Origin of the sequence: Halomonas rhizosphaerae (genome assembly GCF_030012485.1) — a bacterium.
In the GTDB taxonomy this organism is placed as follows: Bacteria; Pseudomonadota; Gammaproteobacteria; order Pseudomonadales; family Halomonadaceae; genus Halomonas; species Halomonas rhizosphaerae.
Genome location: NZ_JASCQQ010000012.1, coordinates 143,665 through 155,759 on the forward strand (window position 1 = coordinate 143,665; position 12,095 = coordinate 155,759).

General features: G+C 63.2%; 10 protein-coding genes and 1 pseudogene. 7 read left to right on the forward strand and 4 right to left on the reverse strand.

Going from position 1 to position 12,095, the window contains the following annotated elements; all coding sequences use genetic code 11:
- Nucleotides 1-8 precede the first annotated feature (8 nt).
- A complete protein-coding gene (locus tag QLQ86_RS06340) occupies nucleotides 9-3,959 on the forward strand; it encodes an eCIS core domain-containing protein (protein WP_282816275.1) in 3,951 nt (1,316 codons plus the stop codon).
- A gap of 122 nt (nucleotides 3,960-4,081) precedes the next feature.
- Here the strand turns inward: QLQ86_RS06340 and QLQ86_RS06345 are convergent, their stop codons facing one another.
- Complete coding sequence (locus tag QLQ86_RS06345) at nucleotides 4,082-4,510, reverse strand: phage tail protein (protein WP_282816276.1); 429 nt, start codon at nucleotides 4,508-4,510, stop codon at nucleotides 4,082-4,084.
- A gap of 98 nt (nucleotides 4,511-4,608) precedes the next feature.
- Between QLQ86_RS06345 and QLQ86_RS06350 the strand changes: the two genes are divergently transcribed.
- Nucleotides 4,609-4,734: a hypothetical protein gene (locus QLQ86_RS06350; RefSeq protein WP_282736074.1), complete on the forward strand. Its 126-nt coding sequence runs from the start codon at nucleotides 4,609-4,611 to the stop codon at nucleotides 4,732-4,734.
- Between the two features lie 60 nt (nucleotides 4,735-4,794).
- Complete coding sequence (locus QLQ86_RS06355; protein ID WP_282736073.1) at nucleotides 4,795-5,487, forward strand: hypothetical protein; 693 nt, start codon at nucleotides 4,795-4,797, stop codon at nucleotides 5,485-5,487.
- Nucleotides 5,488-5,622: 135 nt separating this feature from the next.
- On the opposite strand, the pseudogene QLQ86_RS06360 reads toward QLQ86_RS06355, so the two are convergent.
- Nucleotides 5,623-5,733: pseudogene (locus QLQ86_RS06360) on the reverse strand (IS1595 family transposase); the annotation flags it as partial.
- A 71-nt stretch (nucleotides 5,734-5,804) separates the two neighbouring features.
- Here QLQ86_RS06360 and QLQ86_RS06365 point away from each other — a divergent pair.
- Complete coding sequence (locus QLQ86_RS06365) at nucleotides 5,805-6,407, forward strand: class I SAM-dependent methyltransferase (RefSeq protein WP_282736072.1); 603 nt, start codon at nucleotides 5,805-5,807, stop codon at nucleotides 6,405-6,407.
- Nucleotides 6,408-7,039: 632 nt separating this feature from the next.
- Here the strand turns inward: QLQ86_RS06365 and QLQ86_RS20135 are convergent.
- Nucleotides 7,040-7,210 carry an MbcA/ParS/Xre antitoxin family protein gene (locus tag QLQ86_RS20135; RefSeq protein WP_407650049.1) on the reverse strand — a complete coding sequence of 57 codons (171 nt, stop codon included), beginning with the start codon at nucleotides 7,208-7,210 and terminating at the stop codon, nucleotides 7,040-7,042.
- A 227-nt stretch (nucleotides 7,211-7,437) separates the two neighbouring features.
- On the opposite strand from QLQ86_RS20135, the gene hutC reads away from it, so the two are divergent.
- Nucleotides 7,438-8,154: a histidine utilization repressor gene (gene hutC, locus QLQ86_RS06370; protein ID WP_282816277.1), complete on the forward strand. Its 717-nt coding sequence runs from the start codon at nucleotides 7,438-7,440 to the stop codon at nucleotides 8,152-8,154.
- A 74-nt stretch (nucleotides 8,155-8,228) separates the two neighbouring features.
- On the opposite strand, the gene QLQ86_RS06375 is transcribed toward hutC, so the two are convergent.
- Nucleotides 8,229-9,551 (reverse strand): YjiH family protein, encoded by a 1,323-nt coding sequence (locus QLQ86_RS06375; RefSeq protein ID WP_282736070.1) that lies wholly within the window; start codon nucleotides 9,549-9,551, stop codon nucleotides 8,229-8,231.
- A gap of 334 nt (nucleotides 9,552-9,885) precedes the next feature.
- Between QLQ86_RS06375 and hutI the strand changes: the two genes are divergently transcribed.
- Together hutI and hutG are read left to right on the forward strand one after the other, a co-directional pair.
- Nucleotides 9,886-11,103: an imidazolonepropionase gene (gene hutI / locus QLQ86_RS06380; RefSeq protein WP_282816278.1), complete on the forward strand. Its 1,218-nt coding sequence runs from the start codon at nucleotides 9,886-9,888 to the stop codon at nucleotides 11,101-11,103.
- The gene (hutG, locus tag QLQ86_RS06385) at nucleotides 11,093-12,055 is read left to right on the forward strand and encodes a formimidoylglutamase (RefSeq protein ID WP_282816279.1); all 963 of its coding nucleotides are present in this window, start codon (nucleotides 11,093-11,095) and stop codon (nucleotides 12,053-12,055) included. Before hutI ends, hutG begins: the two co-directional genes overlap by 11 nt.
- Nucleotides 12,056-12,095: the final 40 nt, after the last annotated feature.

A 12,095-nucleotide genomic window follows, 5' to 3' on the forward strand; every position in this document is an offset into this window, starting at 1 on the left:
GAGCGGCGATGGGCGATGTAAGTGCAACCATCCGCACGAAGAAGCCCGCACGCCCCGCCAGGACCTCCAGGGTTCCGGTGCGTCGTCCGGCGCCGGCGGTTGTTCACCGTCACGAGGCAGCCCGGATCCAGCCCGCGCTGAAGGTCGGTGCCGCGAACGATCCCATGGAACACGAGGCCGAGGCCACGGCCGAACGCATCGTCACGATGTCCGCACCCGGCCACGACACCGCGGCCCCGCCTGCGCAGGGCGGCCTTTCCGCCGAGGCGCGGCGTTTCCCCAAGGTGGATCAGGAGAGCCAGCCCGACACCGACGCCTTCGAAAGCGAGCCCGCGATCCCCGCCGACCACCAGGATCCGGATGTCCCGTCGGGTGAGGATGTCGATACCGCTGGGCTGGCGAACGACGAGTTCGCCGAGGTCGAGGCTGGCGAGCCGGACGATCCCGACGGTGCGGCCCGGATGGCACCGGGCGAGGCCGCGGCGACAGGACCGCAGGGTGGCGACGCGCCTGCCAGTGTGACGCGCGTGGTTGCTCAGCCGGGACCGGGTGGCCCGTTGCCCGCCTCCGTCCGAACCTTCATGGAGCCGCGTTTCGGTGTCGATTTCTCCGATGTCCGCATCCATGATGCGCCGTCAGACCGCCGAGCGGCGGACCGGATCGGCGCCCGCGCCTTCACCCACCGCCATCATATCTGGATGGGCCAGGACGAGAGTGTCGATAACCGCCGCCTTATGGCACATGAACTGACCCATGTTGTGCAGCAGACGCATCGCGCGCCGGTCCGGACCCCTGAGCGGCCAGAGATCGAGGGCGAAGACAGCGATCCGAGCCTTCAGCGCGGCTGGGTCGCAGACAAGGCCGAGAAGATTGCCCGCAATGTGCCGGGTTACACGCTGCTCACGGTAATCCTCGGCAAGAGCCCCATCACCGGCGACAGGGTGGAACGCAACGCCGAGAACCTGATCGGCGGGTTCTTGGGACTTCTTCCGGGCGGCAACCTGATCTTCGAGCGGCTGAAGGAAACCCGCGCGCTGGAAAGGGCCTTCGAGTGGGTGTCGACGCGGCTGTCGGAACTCAACATCACCTGGAGCCGGATCAAGGGGCTGGTCTCGGACTTCATCGACGAGATGCCCGCCTGGTCGCCACTGAAGATCGCCAAGCGCATCTTCCAGCCGCTCGTGGACGACATCATCACCTTCATCTCCGAGATAAAGGACAAGATCCTCGAGTTCATCATCCGTGGTGCGCTGAAGCTGGCCGGACCTTATGGCGAAAAGGTCTGGGCCGTGATCGAGAAGGTCCGCGACGTGATCTCGCTGATCCTCAGCGATCCGCTTGGCTTCGCCAAGAACCTTGTCCGCGCGGTGGTGAACGGCTTCAAGCAACTCGGCAACAACATCTGGCAACATCTGAAGAAGGGCCTGATGGGCTGGCTCTTCGGAACGCTTCAGGGGATGGAGATCGAGCTGCCCGCGAAGCTAGACTTCAAGGGCATCATCAATATCTCGCTGCAGATTCTCGGCCTGACCTATGCCAGTTTCCGCAAGACGCTGGTCAAGCGCCTCGGCCGCGGCGGTGAGAAGAAAGTAGCCTTCCTCGAAAAGTCCGTGGAGGTCGTGAAGATCCTCGTGAAGGAGGGCTTCCTGGGCATCTGGCAGCGGGTGCTGGAGATGATCGAGGGATTCAAGACCACGGTCATTGACGGAATTCGCGACTTCGTCATCAACACGATCGTCATGGGTGCGGTGTCCTGGATCGCCGGGTTGTCCAATCCGGTAGGTGCCATCGTCAAGGTCGCTCTGTCGATCTACAACATGATCAAGACCTTCCTTGAACGTCTCGATCAAATCATGGAGATCGCGAACTCGATCTTTTCCAGCATCGGCGCTATCGCCAAGGGAAAGGTCAAGGACGCCGCCGACTTTATCGAGAAGACGATAGCAGGGGCCATTCCCGTCTTCCTGGCCTTCGTCGCGGCGGTGATCCCTGTGACCGGGATCACAAAGACGATCCGCACCATCATCAAGAAGCTGCAGGCGCCGGTGAAAAAGGCGATGACCAAGATGGTGACCTTCCTGGTCAAGAAGGCAAAAAAGCTGTTCTCCAAGATCCTTGGAAAGATCAACCGCAAGCGCAAGCTGCCGGAGGCGGGGTTTGTCGTGGGCACGGAGCCGCACAAGCTGAAGCCGGAGAAGAAGGGCAATAAGTTCACGCTCAAGATCGCCTCGGACACCCCGCGCCCTGCCGACCAGGTTCAGGCGGAGATGAACAGCGAAGGCAAGAAGGCCGCCGATTTCGGCGACGATTCCACATGCATGAACGCGTTCGAGAAGGCCTTCATGACCGAGATCGACGAGGCGGAGACCGCGCTGGCGAAGGTCAAGCCCGAGCAGCAGAAGACCTCGACCAAGAGGACCGGTGACAAGGCCATTGCCGAGGTGAAGGGTGCGGGCGCAAAACTGGCAAAGCTCGGACCCTGCATCGCCGACAACCCGTTCCTGGAAGACGAGCCGCAGGACGGCGCGATCATCCGCGCGCGAGAGCCTCGTCTACCGGAGATCGAGGGCGATGCCGGTTGGTATGCGGATCGGGGCAAGATTACCTCGCAATCCATTGACGCGGTGTCCCAAAAGGCGGGGCTGGGACCCAAGGGCAAGCAGCGCCTGTCGAACTATTACGAGAATGACCACATTCCCGAAAAGAGTCTCGGCTTCGAGGTGCAGACATACGTTCAGGGCAAGATGAACGAGGAGATCGCCGAAGGTCAGCGCGACGGCAAGGCGATTCCCGATCCTCTGCTGGGCGAGATCGACACCCGTGCCACCGGCAAGCAGGGCCAGCAACTGCCCGCGATCACGATCTACCGCCCGGCGCACCGGCAGAAGACGGCGAAGGACGCGGGCCGGCGCAACCACGGAAAGATCATTTCGGATGCCAGCGCCGAGACTGCGGCGGCCGGCAAGATCGCCAGGCTCCGCGCCGGTATCAATGCCGAGATGCAGGCGGAGTTGGAAAACATCGCCGGGCTCTACAGCAGCGATCCGGCAGCGACGAAGGCCATCCGGGGCAAGATCCGCAAGGGAATACGTGCACTTGGCGATCTCAACAAGACGCTCTACGGTTTCGAGCCTGGCAAGGCGCCCACCATCAAGCGCGGCTCGGACGGTGCGGAAGGCTCCGACTTGCCGATGGGGGGCGATCCCGCCAGCGGTCTGCCTGATTTCGCCAAGCTCGAGGGGGCGCAAGCGATCTACAAGGCCAAGCCCAAGGGCGTTGGCAACTACCTGGAATACGACCATGTCGTCGAGGCCACACTTGCCGAGAAGGCGCGCGATCTCACCCTCTCCGATCCGGCATTCTCCGGCGGGCTGGAGGACGCGGTGCTGGCAGGCGCCAAGGTCCGCGCCGATACCGCCGCGGCAGATGCCGGATCGCCGCCGGAACCCGGGACGGACCCCGTCAAGAGGGCGCGGCCCAAGACCACTGAGCAGATCACGAAGGACGCGATGGCCCGCCTGTCCGGGTTGTCCGGTCCGGCCTTTCCGGGCAAGGGAGTCGCTGGCTACAACCGCGAAACGGCAGGCACCGTCGCGCTCTATCGCCCGGTTCACCGCGAGGTCACGGCCCAGCAATCGGGGATCCGGGGCAGCATCCTCGAAGGTGTCGACCTGACCCAGGCGCGCGAAAAGCTGGTGAACTGGGCGCTGTCGGTTCCGGAGGACCGCGCCCAGAGAGAAGGCGCGATCTCAGATCTTCAAGCCGGTATCCGCAAGCGCTTCACCGGCGAGATCGAGGCTCATGCCGGGCATATCCGCGATGCCTATCAGATCGAACTGAAGGAGTTCATGGCGATCAACCGCTCAAGACAGGCCGCCGCGAAGATGTGCGCGGTGAACGAGCGAGTTGGGGCGAGTTTGCGGACGCTGCGGCAGGAATCGCTGTCACTGATCGAATGAACGAGGTGACGGCGACCCTGGGAGAGGCAGGCGGGCGTCGAGCTCGGGGCTGATGACTTGGCCGGCGAGCGTGAGCCGGTAACCGGGGGCACGGGCCGGGCGCGGCTGCTGTTGTGAAGGGCTCATGCCAGCGGCCCCGTGGCGACCCAGGCCAACGCCCCGGTGAGGCTGCCCAGCAGGTCGGCGCGGTCGCCGTCGACGCGCTGCAGGGTGAGCGAGAAGCCGATGCGCTGGGCGCCGCCGTCGCGCATCTGGTGGCTCTTGATCTCGCAGAGCGACTCGATGACGTAGAGCCCGTAGAAGGTGCCGTTGCCCTCGATCAGCGGCCAGGCGGCCCCCTCGGCGGCCATCTGGCTCAGCTGTTCGAGGCTCTGCTGGCCGCCGGTGAAGTGGGACAGCAGTCTGTCGGTGAGGGGGTCATCGCTCGTGCCGAGGAACTGGCGGGCCGGCCGCTTGCCGACGCGGCACTGGCCCTCGTGGCGCCAGGCGCTTCGGCTCTCTTGCGCAGCAGCTCCTGGTAGGGCGCGGCGTTGAGAGGCAAAGACGAACATGCCATAGGTGGTTTGAAATGCGGTCGGCCAGCTTGTCGGGACCATACACCTAGATCTAACCGCTTCAGGAGACCATGCGTTTGGCAACGAGGCCGTCCATGCTTGTACTCACCGGCGAAACCGACGAATACCTCTGGATCGCCGAGGACCACGACGCGGACGTCCTCTACAATCTAGGAGAGGTCTCCACAATCCCTCGCCAGTGGCGCCGGTTCTCCCATTGACGTCGCTTCACTGCCACGAGTGCTGCGCCGCACCTTGCCCACGGACTCCAGGAGAATGCGATGTACCTGTCTTACCCGCGAGCGATACTGATCGGCGTCGGCCTCTGCACCGCCGGGGCCACCCTCGCGGAGACGCCAGCGTCTCCGGCGTCGACGGTTCAGGAGGTTGAGGCTGAGGAGCTTTTTCCTCTGGTCCCCAGTGAAAGCACGTTCGAGGTGGTGGACGGAGACGGCGAGGGACGGCAGGTCGTGATGGAACTGAGTTCAGCAGACGGTGAAGGCCGCTGGGAAGTTCGATTTGGCGACTACAACATCCTCCATCTATCCAAGCTCCGGGATGGCAGCGTGCTGCTCACCGGTCTGGACGTGCTCACGCAAGGCCAGACCGTGCAGTACGAGCCACCCGTGGTACTGCTACCCAACAGGATCGTGCCCGACAGGACATGGAGCGCCTCTGGCAGGGCTACGGTCGTTAACAAAGAGACGCGAGAGGTCGAACACACGGGGGAGTACCAGCACCGAGTCATGCCCATCACTCGAGAACGGTATGTGACTCCGGCGGGTGATTACGAAGGTTTCCTGGTGCCGCTCGAGCAGACCATCGATCTTGAGGCTCAGGCGGTGATCCGGTTGTGGCTCGACCTCGGCTTCTTCCCCGGCAAAGGTCTGGTGAAACGTTCGATGAAGTTCGTCGTCGACAAACCCTTGTTTTTCGGCTCGACCACACGGCGCACAGCAGAGCTCACCCGTTAGGGCCAGGTTTTGGGAGATCAGGCAGGGATTAGCAGCCATTAATCACAGGCTGTAGAGGAGTCTTCCGTATCACCCGGACGATTGTCTTAGATTTTCTCGCTCTCCCGCAAGAAGGTGGAAAAAATACCTTCCTGATTACGCATACGGTTCAGCTATTTTCAGGAACCGGTACGGCATCGGTGGGGTTCTCACCGCCACCGTGAGAAAGCGCGGGATCATGGTCTTGAGGTCATAGCGCCGATTGAAAAAAACTGAGCCCTTGAGCGCCGAATTCGACTGAAAGGCGTACCAGCGAGGATGAAAAGGAATCTCCCATCATGACGCAAGACCGGCTGTTTCCCGCCTCCGCCATGCCGGACAGGGACTGGTGGCATACGCTTTGGCCGAACCCTGACAGGGTGGTCAGGGCCTTGTGCATCGGACAGGGGATGACGGTCGTCGATCTCGGCTGTGGCGATGGATATTTCACTGCAGCTATCTCCCGGCAAGTTGGCGAGGGGCGTGTCATTGGTTTCGACATCGACCCGGTCATGCTTGAACAGGCTCAAGCGGCGTGCGGTGGGATGTCGAATTGCAGCTGGCTGCTTGGGGATGCCATGGCGCTTAATCATCTGCTGGTTGCGCCGGCAGACTATGTGCTGATCGCCAATACCTTCCACGGCGTACCTGACAAGATGGCATTGGCTCGCGAAGTCGCTGCGGCCTTGAAGCCCAATGGCCGCTTTGCCATCGTCAATTGGTACCCCCTGCAGCGGGAAGAGACGACCGTCCTCGGCCAGCCGCGAGGCCCAAAGACCGAAATGCGCATGTCGCCGGAACAAACCCGCACGATGGTCGAGCCGGCGGGCTTCAAGCTGGAGACGCGTGTCGAGCTGCCTCCCTACCACTATGGGGCAATTTTCATTCGTATAACGGCATAATTATGGCGCTTATCGTTTCAGGCTCGGTTACCTAGAGGCATGGTGCCGACCTTACCTGGGCGTCGTGGCGTGGTGTCTGACCTTGGTCGGGTTTCCTGTTTGGGTCACAATGTAAAGAAAACCAACGTTTCTCGGTTATCCGATGGAGGCTGCGATGACGAATCGACGCGATACGCCACATGAACGGCTACGGGGGAGCGTCATCAATATGAGGCCCCGGAGGAGCCTGCTGCAGAAGAAGAGGATTGGGCGATGCTCGGCACTGATGAGCCGGAACAGCACATCGCAATCGCAGTCTGGCGGACGGCTATCGAAATGTGTGGGGGGGGGGGATAGAACAGCGGCAGACCGCTGCTTACACCATAAGGCCATGGGACTTGGGTGGAAGCGCCCCATCGATGTCATGCAAGAAGACCCTCAGCAGCTACTAGATCCGATAGGCAGGATAGAGCATGGGGTTTACACCTGATCCGAGCCAGACGATGGCGTAGCAACCAAAAGGTATCCACCAACCCTGGCCTTGTCTGCCAATCAGCGAGGATCCTTGGTTGCTCATAGGTAGTGTGCCAGCGGCCACGCGATCACGATGCGAACCCATGACGTAGATGTTCCAGTAGCTCTTCCGCAGCAGCCTAGCCCTGCGGTGTTGCGCTAGCCTCCAGGGCGCTGATACCGCCCAGGGTCCGACGCGGCTTGCGTAGCCACCTAGTGGCTTTCTCCCGGCTACCGAAGATCTCTTCGGCAAGCAGAGTGATCCGGTATTGAGCATTGATCATGGTGCCTTCTCCGCTTGAACTGGTCATGACATGACCGCTGAGATGATGATCTGGTCAGGCTGAACCGAATTGTTCAGCGGTTCCTAAAGGCTGCTGGTTCACAATAGGACTAAAAACAACATAGTGAAGAAGTACAGAGCAAGGGTAGCTATAGAGATTGTAGATGCAGTACTTCTAAGAAACTGGAGATGGACAGTCTTTCTGCGATAGGTATACTGCGATTGTATATACATTGGTCTCGCCCAAGGATGCCCATGGCCAGCACGCCGCCTCTCTATCAGCAGATCCAGCAGCACCTGCTCGACAAGATCACCAGTGGTGAGTGGCCAGCCCATCACCAGATTCCCCCGGAGGAGCAGCTGGCCCGGGATTTCCAGGTCAGCCGCATGACCGCCAACAAGGCGATTCGCGACCTGGTCCAGAAGGGTTACCTGACACGCCAGTCGGGGCTTGGCACCTTCGTCACCGATCGCAAGGCAGAGTCATCACTGGTCGAGGTGTACAACATCGCTGAGGAGGTACGGTCTCGGGGGCATCGGTATGGCAACGAGGTGCTGACCTGCGAAGCGATCGACGCCGATGACGAGGTGGCGCTACGTCTCGGAGTGCGGCTCGGCAGCCGTGTCTTCCACACCCTGATCCTTCACCTCGAGAACGATGTGCCGCTCCAGCTCGAGAGGCGTTTCGTCAATCCGCGCTGGGTCCCGGATTATCTCGACACCGACTTCTCCCGCCACACGCCCAACGAGGTGCTGGTGGCCGCCTGCCCCATCACCGATGTGGAACACATCGTCGAGGCGGTCCTGCCCGACCATCAGGCTGCCGAGTGGCTGGCCATCGATACGGTCTGCCCCTGCCTGAGCATGATTCGGCGTACCTGGTCCGGTGAGCATCTGATCAGCTATGCGCGGCTGCTCCATCCTGGCGAACGCTACAAGCTGCGCTCTTCGATGCATCGCGCGCCGAATTGAGCGGACCGTCATTCATTACCAACGCAAACGGCCGGGATTCCCGGCCGTTTGCGTATACGCGATTGACGGCAGTGTCAGCCGGCCAGTGTCTGCACCAGATAGCCGGTCGGGACTGCCAGCAGCAGGCTCAGGGACACACGGATGAACCACACCACCAGCATGCGACCCACCGACAGCGGAATGCTGGTGGAGAGGATGCAGGGGATCGAGGCCGAGAAGAACAGCACGGCGGACACCGACACCACACCGGCGGCGAAGCGAGCCGCAAACTCGGCCTCTGCCATCAGCAGCGCCGGCAGGAACATCTCGGCGAGTCCGGCGGCGGAGGCTTGCGCCAGGGCGGCCGCATCCGCCACGCCCCACATCGCCACGATGGGGTAGAAGAGCCAGCCCAGCCATTCGAACAGCGGCGTGTACTTGGCAGCCAGCAGGCCCAGCAGCCCCACCGACATGATCGATGGCAGGATGCTGATCGCCATCACCAGCCCTTCCTTGAAGTTGAGTGCCACGCTGCGATGCAGGCTCGGGGCCTTCTCGGCGACTTCCAGGCCGGTCTGCCAGGCCGTGGTGAGGCGCTTGCCGGGTACCGCTTGTGGCTCGCCATCCGCGGCGCTGTCATCCATTCGTGAGAGCGGCGGTAGCCGCACGGTCACCGCGGTGACGATGAAGGTGATCAGCAGGGTCAGCCAGAAGTAGAGGTTCCACACGGCCATCAGGTCGAGGGTCTTGGCCACGATGATCATGAAGGTGGCCGAGACCGTGGAGAAGCCGGTAGCGATGATGGCCGCCTCCCGCGCCGAATACTGCCCGGCCTGATAGACCCGGTTGGTGATCAGCAAGCCGATGGAGTAGCTGCCCACGAAGGAGGCCACGGCGTCGATCGCCGATCGGCCCGGCGTGCGCCAGATGGGGCGCATCACCGGCTGCACCAGCACGCCGATCAGTTCCAGAAGGCCGTAGCTGATCAGCAGCGCCAGGAAGATGGCGCCGATTGGCACGATCAGGCCCACCGGAATCACCAGCTTGTCGAACAGGAAGGGCAGCATGTCCGGCTCATGCAGGAAGGCCGGCCCCCATCCTGTCAGTGCCATCACCGCGGCGACGACACCGGCCATCTTCAGCACCGTGAAGATGCGCTCGGTGAGGTTGCGGTTCCAGTAGCCGCGGACCAGCGGATAGGCCGCGCCGGCAACAATCAGCGCCAGGGCATAGAGCCCGCTGGCCTCCCCTAGCAGTGCGCGTGCGCCGGTCACCATATGGTCCAGGGGGATGGTGCGCTTTCCTGAGATTTCGATGGGTATGAAGAAGATCAGGATGCCCAGGGCACTGGGCAGGAAAAGCTTGAGAAGGGTGGCGGCAGCGGCGGGTTGCCGTGCCAGGGGGTCCAGGCGATTCATGGGCATACCTCTTGTCTTGTGACGTGCGGTGACTGGGTCGGGATAGGCGTCCTGCCTCGATATGTATATACAATAAAATAAGGCAAGCCGGTGCCTCCGCCTAGCTATCCAAGCTAGACATTAGTCTAATGCCTGATCGATGACAGATGGGGTGTAGCTCGAGAGTCCTATTCATGATTATGTTTATAAAGGGTTATTTAGGTTTTCGCCTTTTCGAGCGCGCCGCTTCTCCCTGTTGGCCTCTTGGGAAGGTGGCTTGACGTGCTCCCGCGTGCTGGGCTTAATTGTATATACATTGAGTCTGCATCTGTTGAGCCACCCGGAGGAGGCCTCCATGTCGAATACCACCCCTACGCGTCGTCTATGGCGCGAGATGAACGTCTTCGATGGGCTGCACACGCTGCCCGAGCCCATGGCCGTCATCACCGACGGGGCGCGGGTCGCGTCGCTGGTGCCGATGCGGGAGTTCGATGAAGGGCTGGCGGAAGGTTGCCACGACATGGGCCGCGGCGGCGTGATGACCCCCGGCCTGGTGGACTGTCATACCCACCTGGTGTTTGGCGGTTCCCGTGCCGATGAATTCGAGGCGCGCCTGGAAGGGGCCAGCTATGAAGAGATCGCCCGGCGTGGCGGCGGCATCCTGAGCACCGTGACAGCCACCCGGGAAGCCAGCGAGGACGAACTGCTCGAGCTGGCCAGGCCGCGCCTCGAGGCGCTGATCGCCGACGGTGTCACCACCGTGGAGATCAAGTCCGGCTACGGCCTGACGGTCGGCGACGAGCTGAAGATGTTGCGCGTGGCGCGCCGTCTCGGCGAGGCGCTCCCCGTGCGAGTGGTGACGACCCTGCTGGGTGCCCATGCGCTGCCGCCGGAATTCAAGGATGACAGCGACGGCTATATCGACCTGGTGTGCCAGGAGATGGTCCCGGCAGCCGCCAGCGAAGGCCTTGCCGATGCCGTCGATGTCTTCTGCGAGAAGATCGCCTTCTCGGTGGCGCAGTGCGAGCGGGTCTTCGAGGCCGCCGAAGCGCATGGCCTGCCGATCAAGGCCCACGCCGAGCAGCTCTCGAACCTGGGTGGCACCGCGATGGCGGCCCGTCACGGGGCACTCTCCGCCGATCATATCGAGTACCTCGATGAGGCCGGGATCGCCGCCATGCGCAAGGCCGGTAGTGTCGCCGTGATCCTGCCGGGGGCCTTCCACACCCTGCGCGAGACGCAGCAGCCGCCCATCGCGGCACTGCGCGAGGCCGGCGTGCCCATGGCCGTGGCCACCGACGCCAACCCGGGCAGCTCGCCGCTGTTCATGCCGACCCTGATGCTCAACCTGGCCTGCACCCTGTTCCGCCTGACGCCCCAGGAGGCACTGGCCGGCATGACCGCCCATGGCGCGACCGCCCTCGGACTCAGGGGAGAGGGGCGGATCCAGGAAGGGGCCGCCGCCGACCTGTGTGTCTGGAATGTCGACACCCCGGCCGCACTGGCTTATGCCGTCCAGCCCGGTCGCCTGCGTCAGCGTCTGTTTCAGGGGGAGCTGACCCATGCCGTCTGATACGTCGCTTCACCAGGATTTCGACCGCACCTTGTGGCAGGGGCGCACCGATCACGAGCCCGGCAGCGAGCGCTGGCACCAGAAGATTCAGCCGCTGGCCGAGGGCGGCACCCCCGGCTGTGCGCTGCTGGGGTTCGCCTGCGATGCCGGCGTGGCGCGCAACCAGGGGCGTGTGGGTGCCGCCGATGGCCCTGCCGCGCTGCGTCGCGCCCTGGCGCCGCTGGCCTGGCACCGACAGGGGCCTGCCTATGACGCCGGTGACGTGCGCTGTGAAGGCGACGCCATGGAAGTCGCTCAGCAGGCGCTGGCCGACCGCCTCGCCCCGCTGCTGGGCGAGGGGCACCTGCCCATCGTGCTGGGTGGCGGCCATGAGGTGGCCTATGCCAGCTGGTCAGGGCTCGCCCAGCATCTGGCGGCCAACGGCGAGACGGCGCCACGCGTCGGCATCGTCAACCTGGATGCCCATTTCGATCTGCGCGACCCCCGGCATGTGCGCTCTTCGGGCACGCCCTTCGCGCAGATCGCTGAAGACTGTGCTCAGCGCGGCTGGCCATTCCGCTATGCCTGCCTTGGGGTGAGCCGGGCGGCCAATACGCGAGCGCTGTTCAACCGTGCCGACGAGCTTGGCGTGATGGTGCGTGAGGATCGAGACATCACCGCGCCGCGTCTGACCGACATCGAGCAGGACCTGGCGGACTTCCTCCGCGACTGCGACCACCTCTACCTGACCATCGATCTGGACGTGCTGCCTGCCGCCGAGGCCCCCGGGGTAAGCGCCCCGGCCGCCCGCGGCGTTGCGCTCGCCCTGATCGAGCCGCTGATCGAGAGCATTCGAGATAGCGGCAAGCTGCGCCTGGCCGACCTGGCGGAGCTCAACCCCGGCCGTGATATCGACGGCCGCACCGCCAGGGCGGCAGCTCGCCTCGTGCATCTGCTGACCCTGAATGACTGAGAGCCGACGGCTCCACGACCACGACAATCCATCGAGACTC

Bases quoted from the DNA above. Each gene is read 5' to 3' on its own strand.
- hutG (WP_282816279.1), top strand. From the start codon at position 11,093: ATGCCGTCTGATACGTCGCTTCACCAGGATTTCGACCGCACCTTGTGG.
- QLQ86_RS06365 (WP_282736072.1), top strand. From the start codon at position 5,805: ATGACGCAAGACCGGCTGTTTCCCGCCTCCGCCATGCCGGACAGGGAC.
- QLQ86_RS06355 (WP_282736073.1), top strand. From the start codon at position 4,795: ATGTACCTGTCTTACCCGCGAGCGATACTGATCGGCGTCGGCCTCTGC.
- QLQ86_RS06350 (WP_282736074.1), top strand. From the start codon at position 4,609: ATGCTTGTACTCACCGGCGAAACCGACGAATACCTCTGGATCGCCGAG.
- QLQ86_RS06345 (WP_282816276.1), bottom strand. From the start codon at position 4,510: ATGTTCGTCTTTGCCTCTCAACGCCGCGCCCTACCAGGAGCTGCTGCG.
- hutC (WP_282816277.1), top strand. From the start codon at position 7,438: ATGGCCAGCACGCCGCCTCTCTATCAGCAGATCCAGCAGCACCTGCTC.
- hutI (WP_282816278.1), top strand. From the start codon at position 9,886: ATGTCGAATACCACCCCTACGCGTCGTCTATGGCGCGAGATGAACGTC.
- QLQ86_RS20135 (WP_407650049.1), bottom strand. From the start codon at position 7,210: ATGACCAGTTCAAGCGGAGAAGGCACCATGATCAATGCTCAATACCGG.
- QLQ86_RS06340 (WP_282816275.1), top strand. From the start codon at position 9: ATGGGCGATGTAAGTGCAACCATCCGCACGAAGAAGCCCGCACGCCCC.
- QLQ86_RS06375 (WP_282736070.1), bottom strand. From the start codon at position 9,551: ATGAATCGCCTGGACCCCCTGGCACGGCAACCCGCCGCTGCCGCCACC.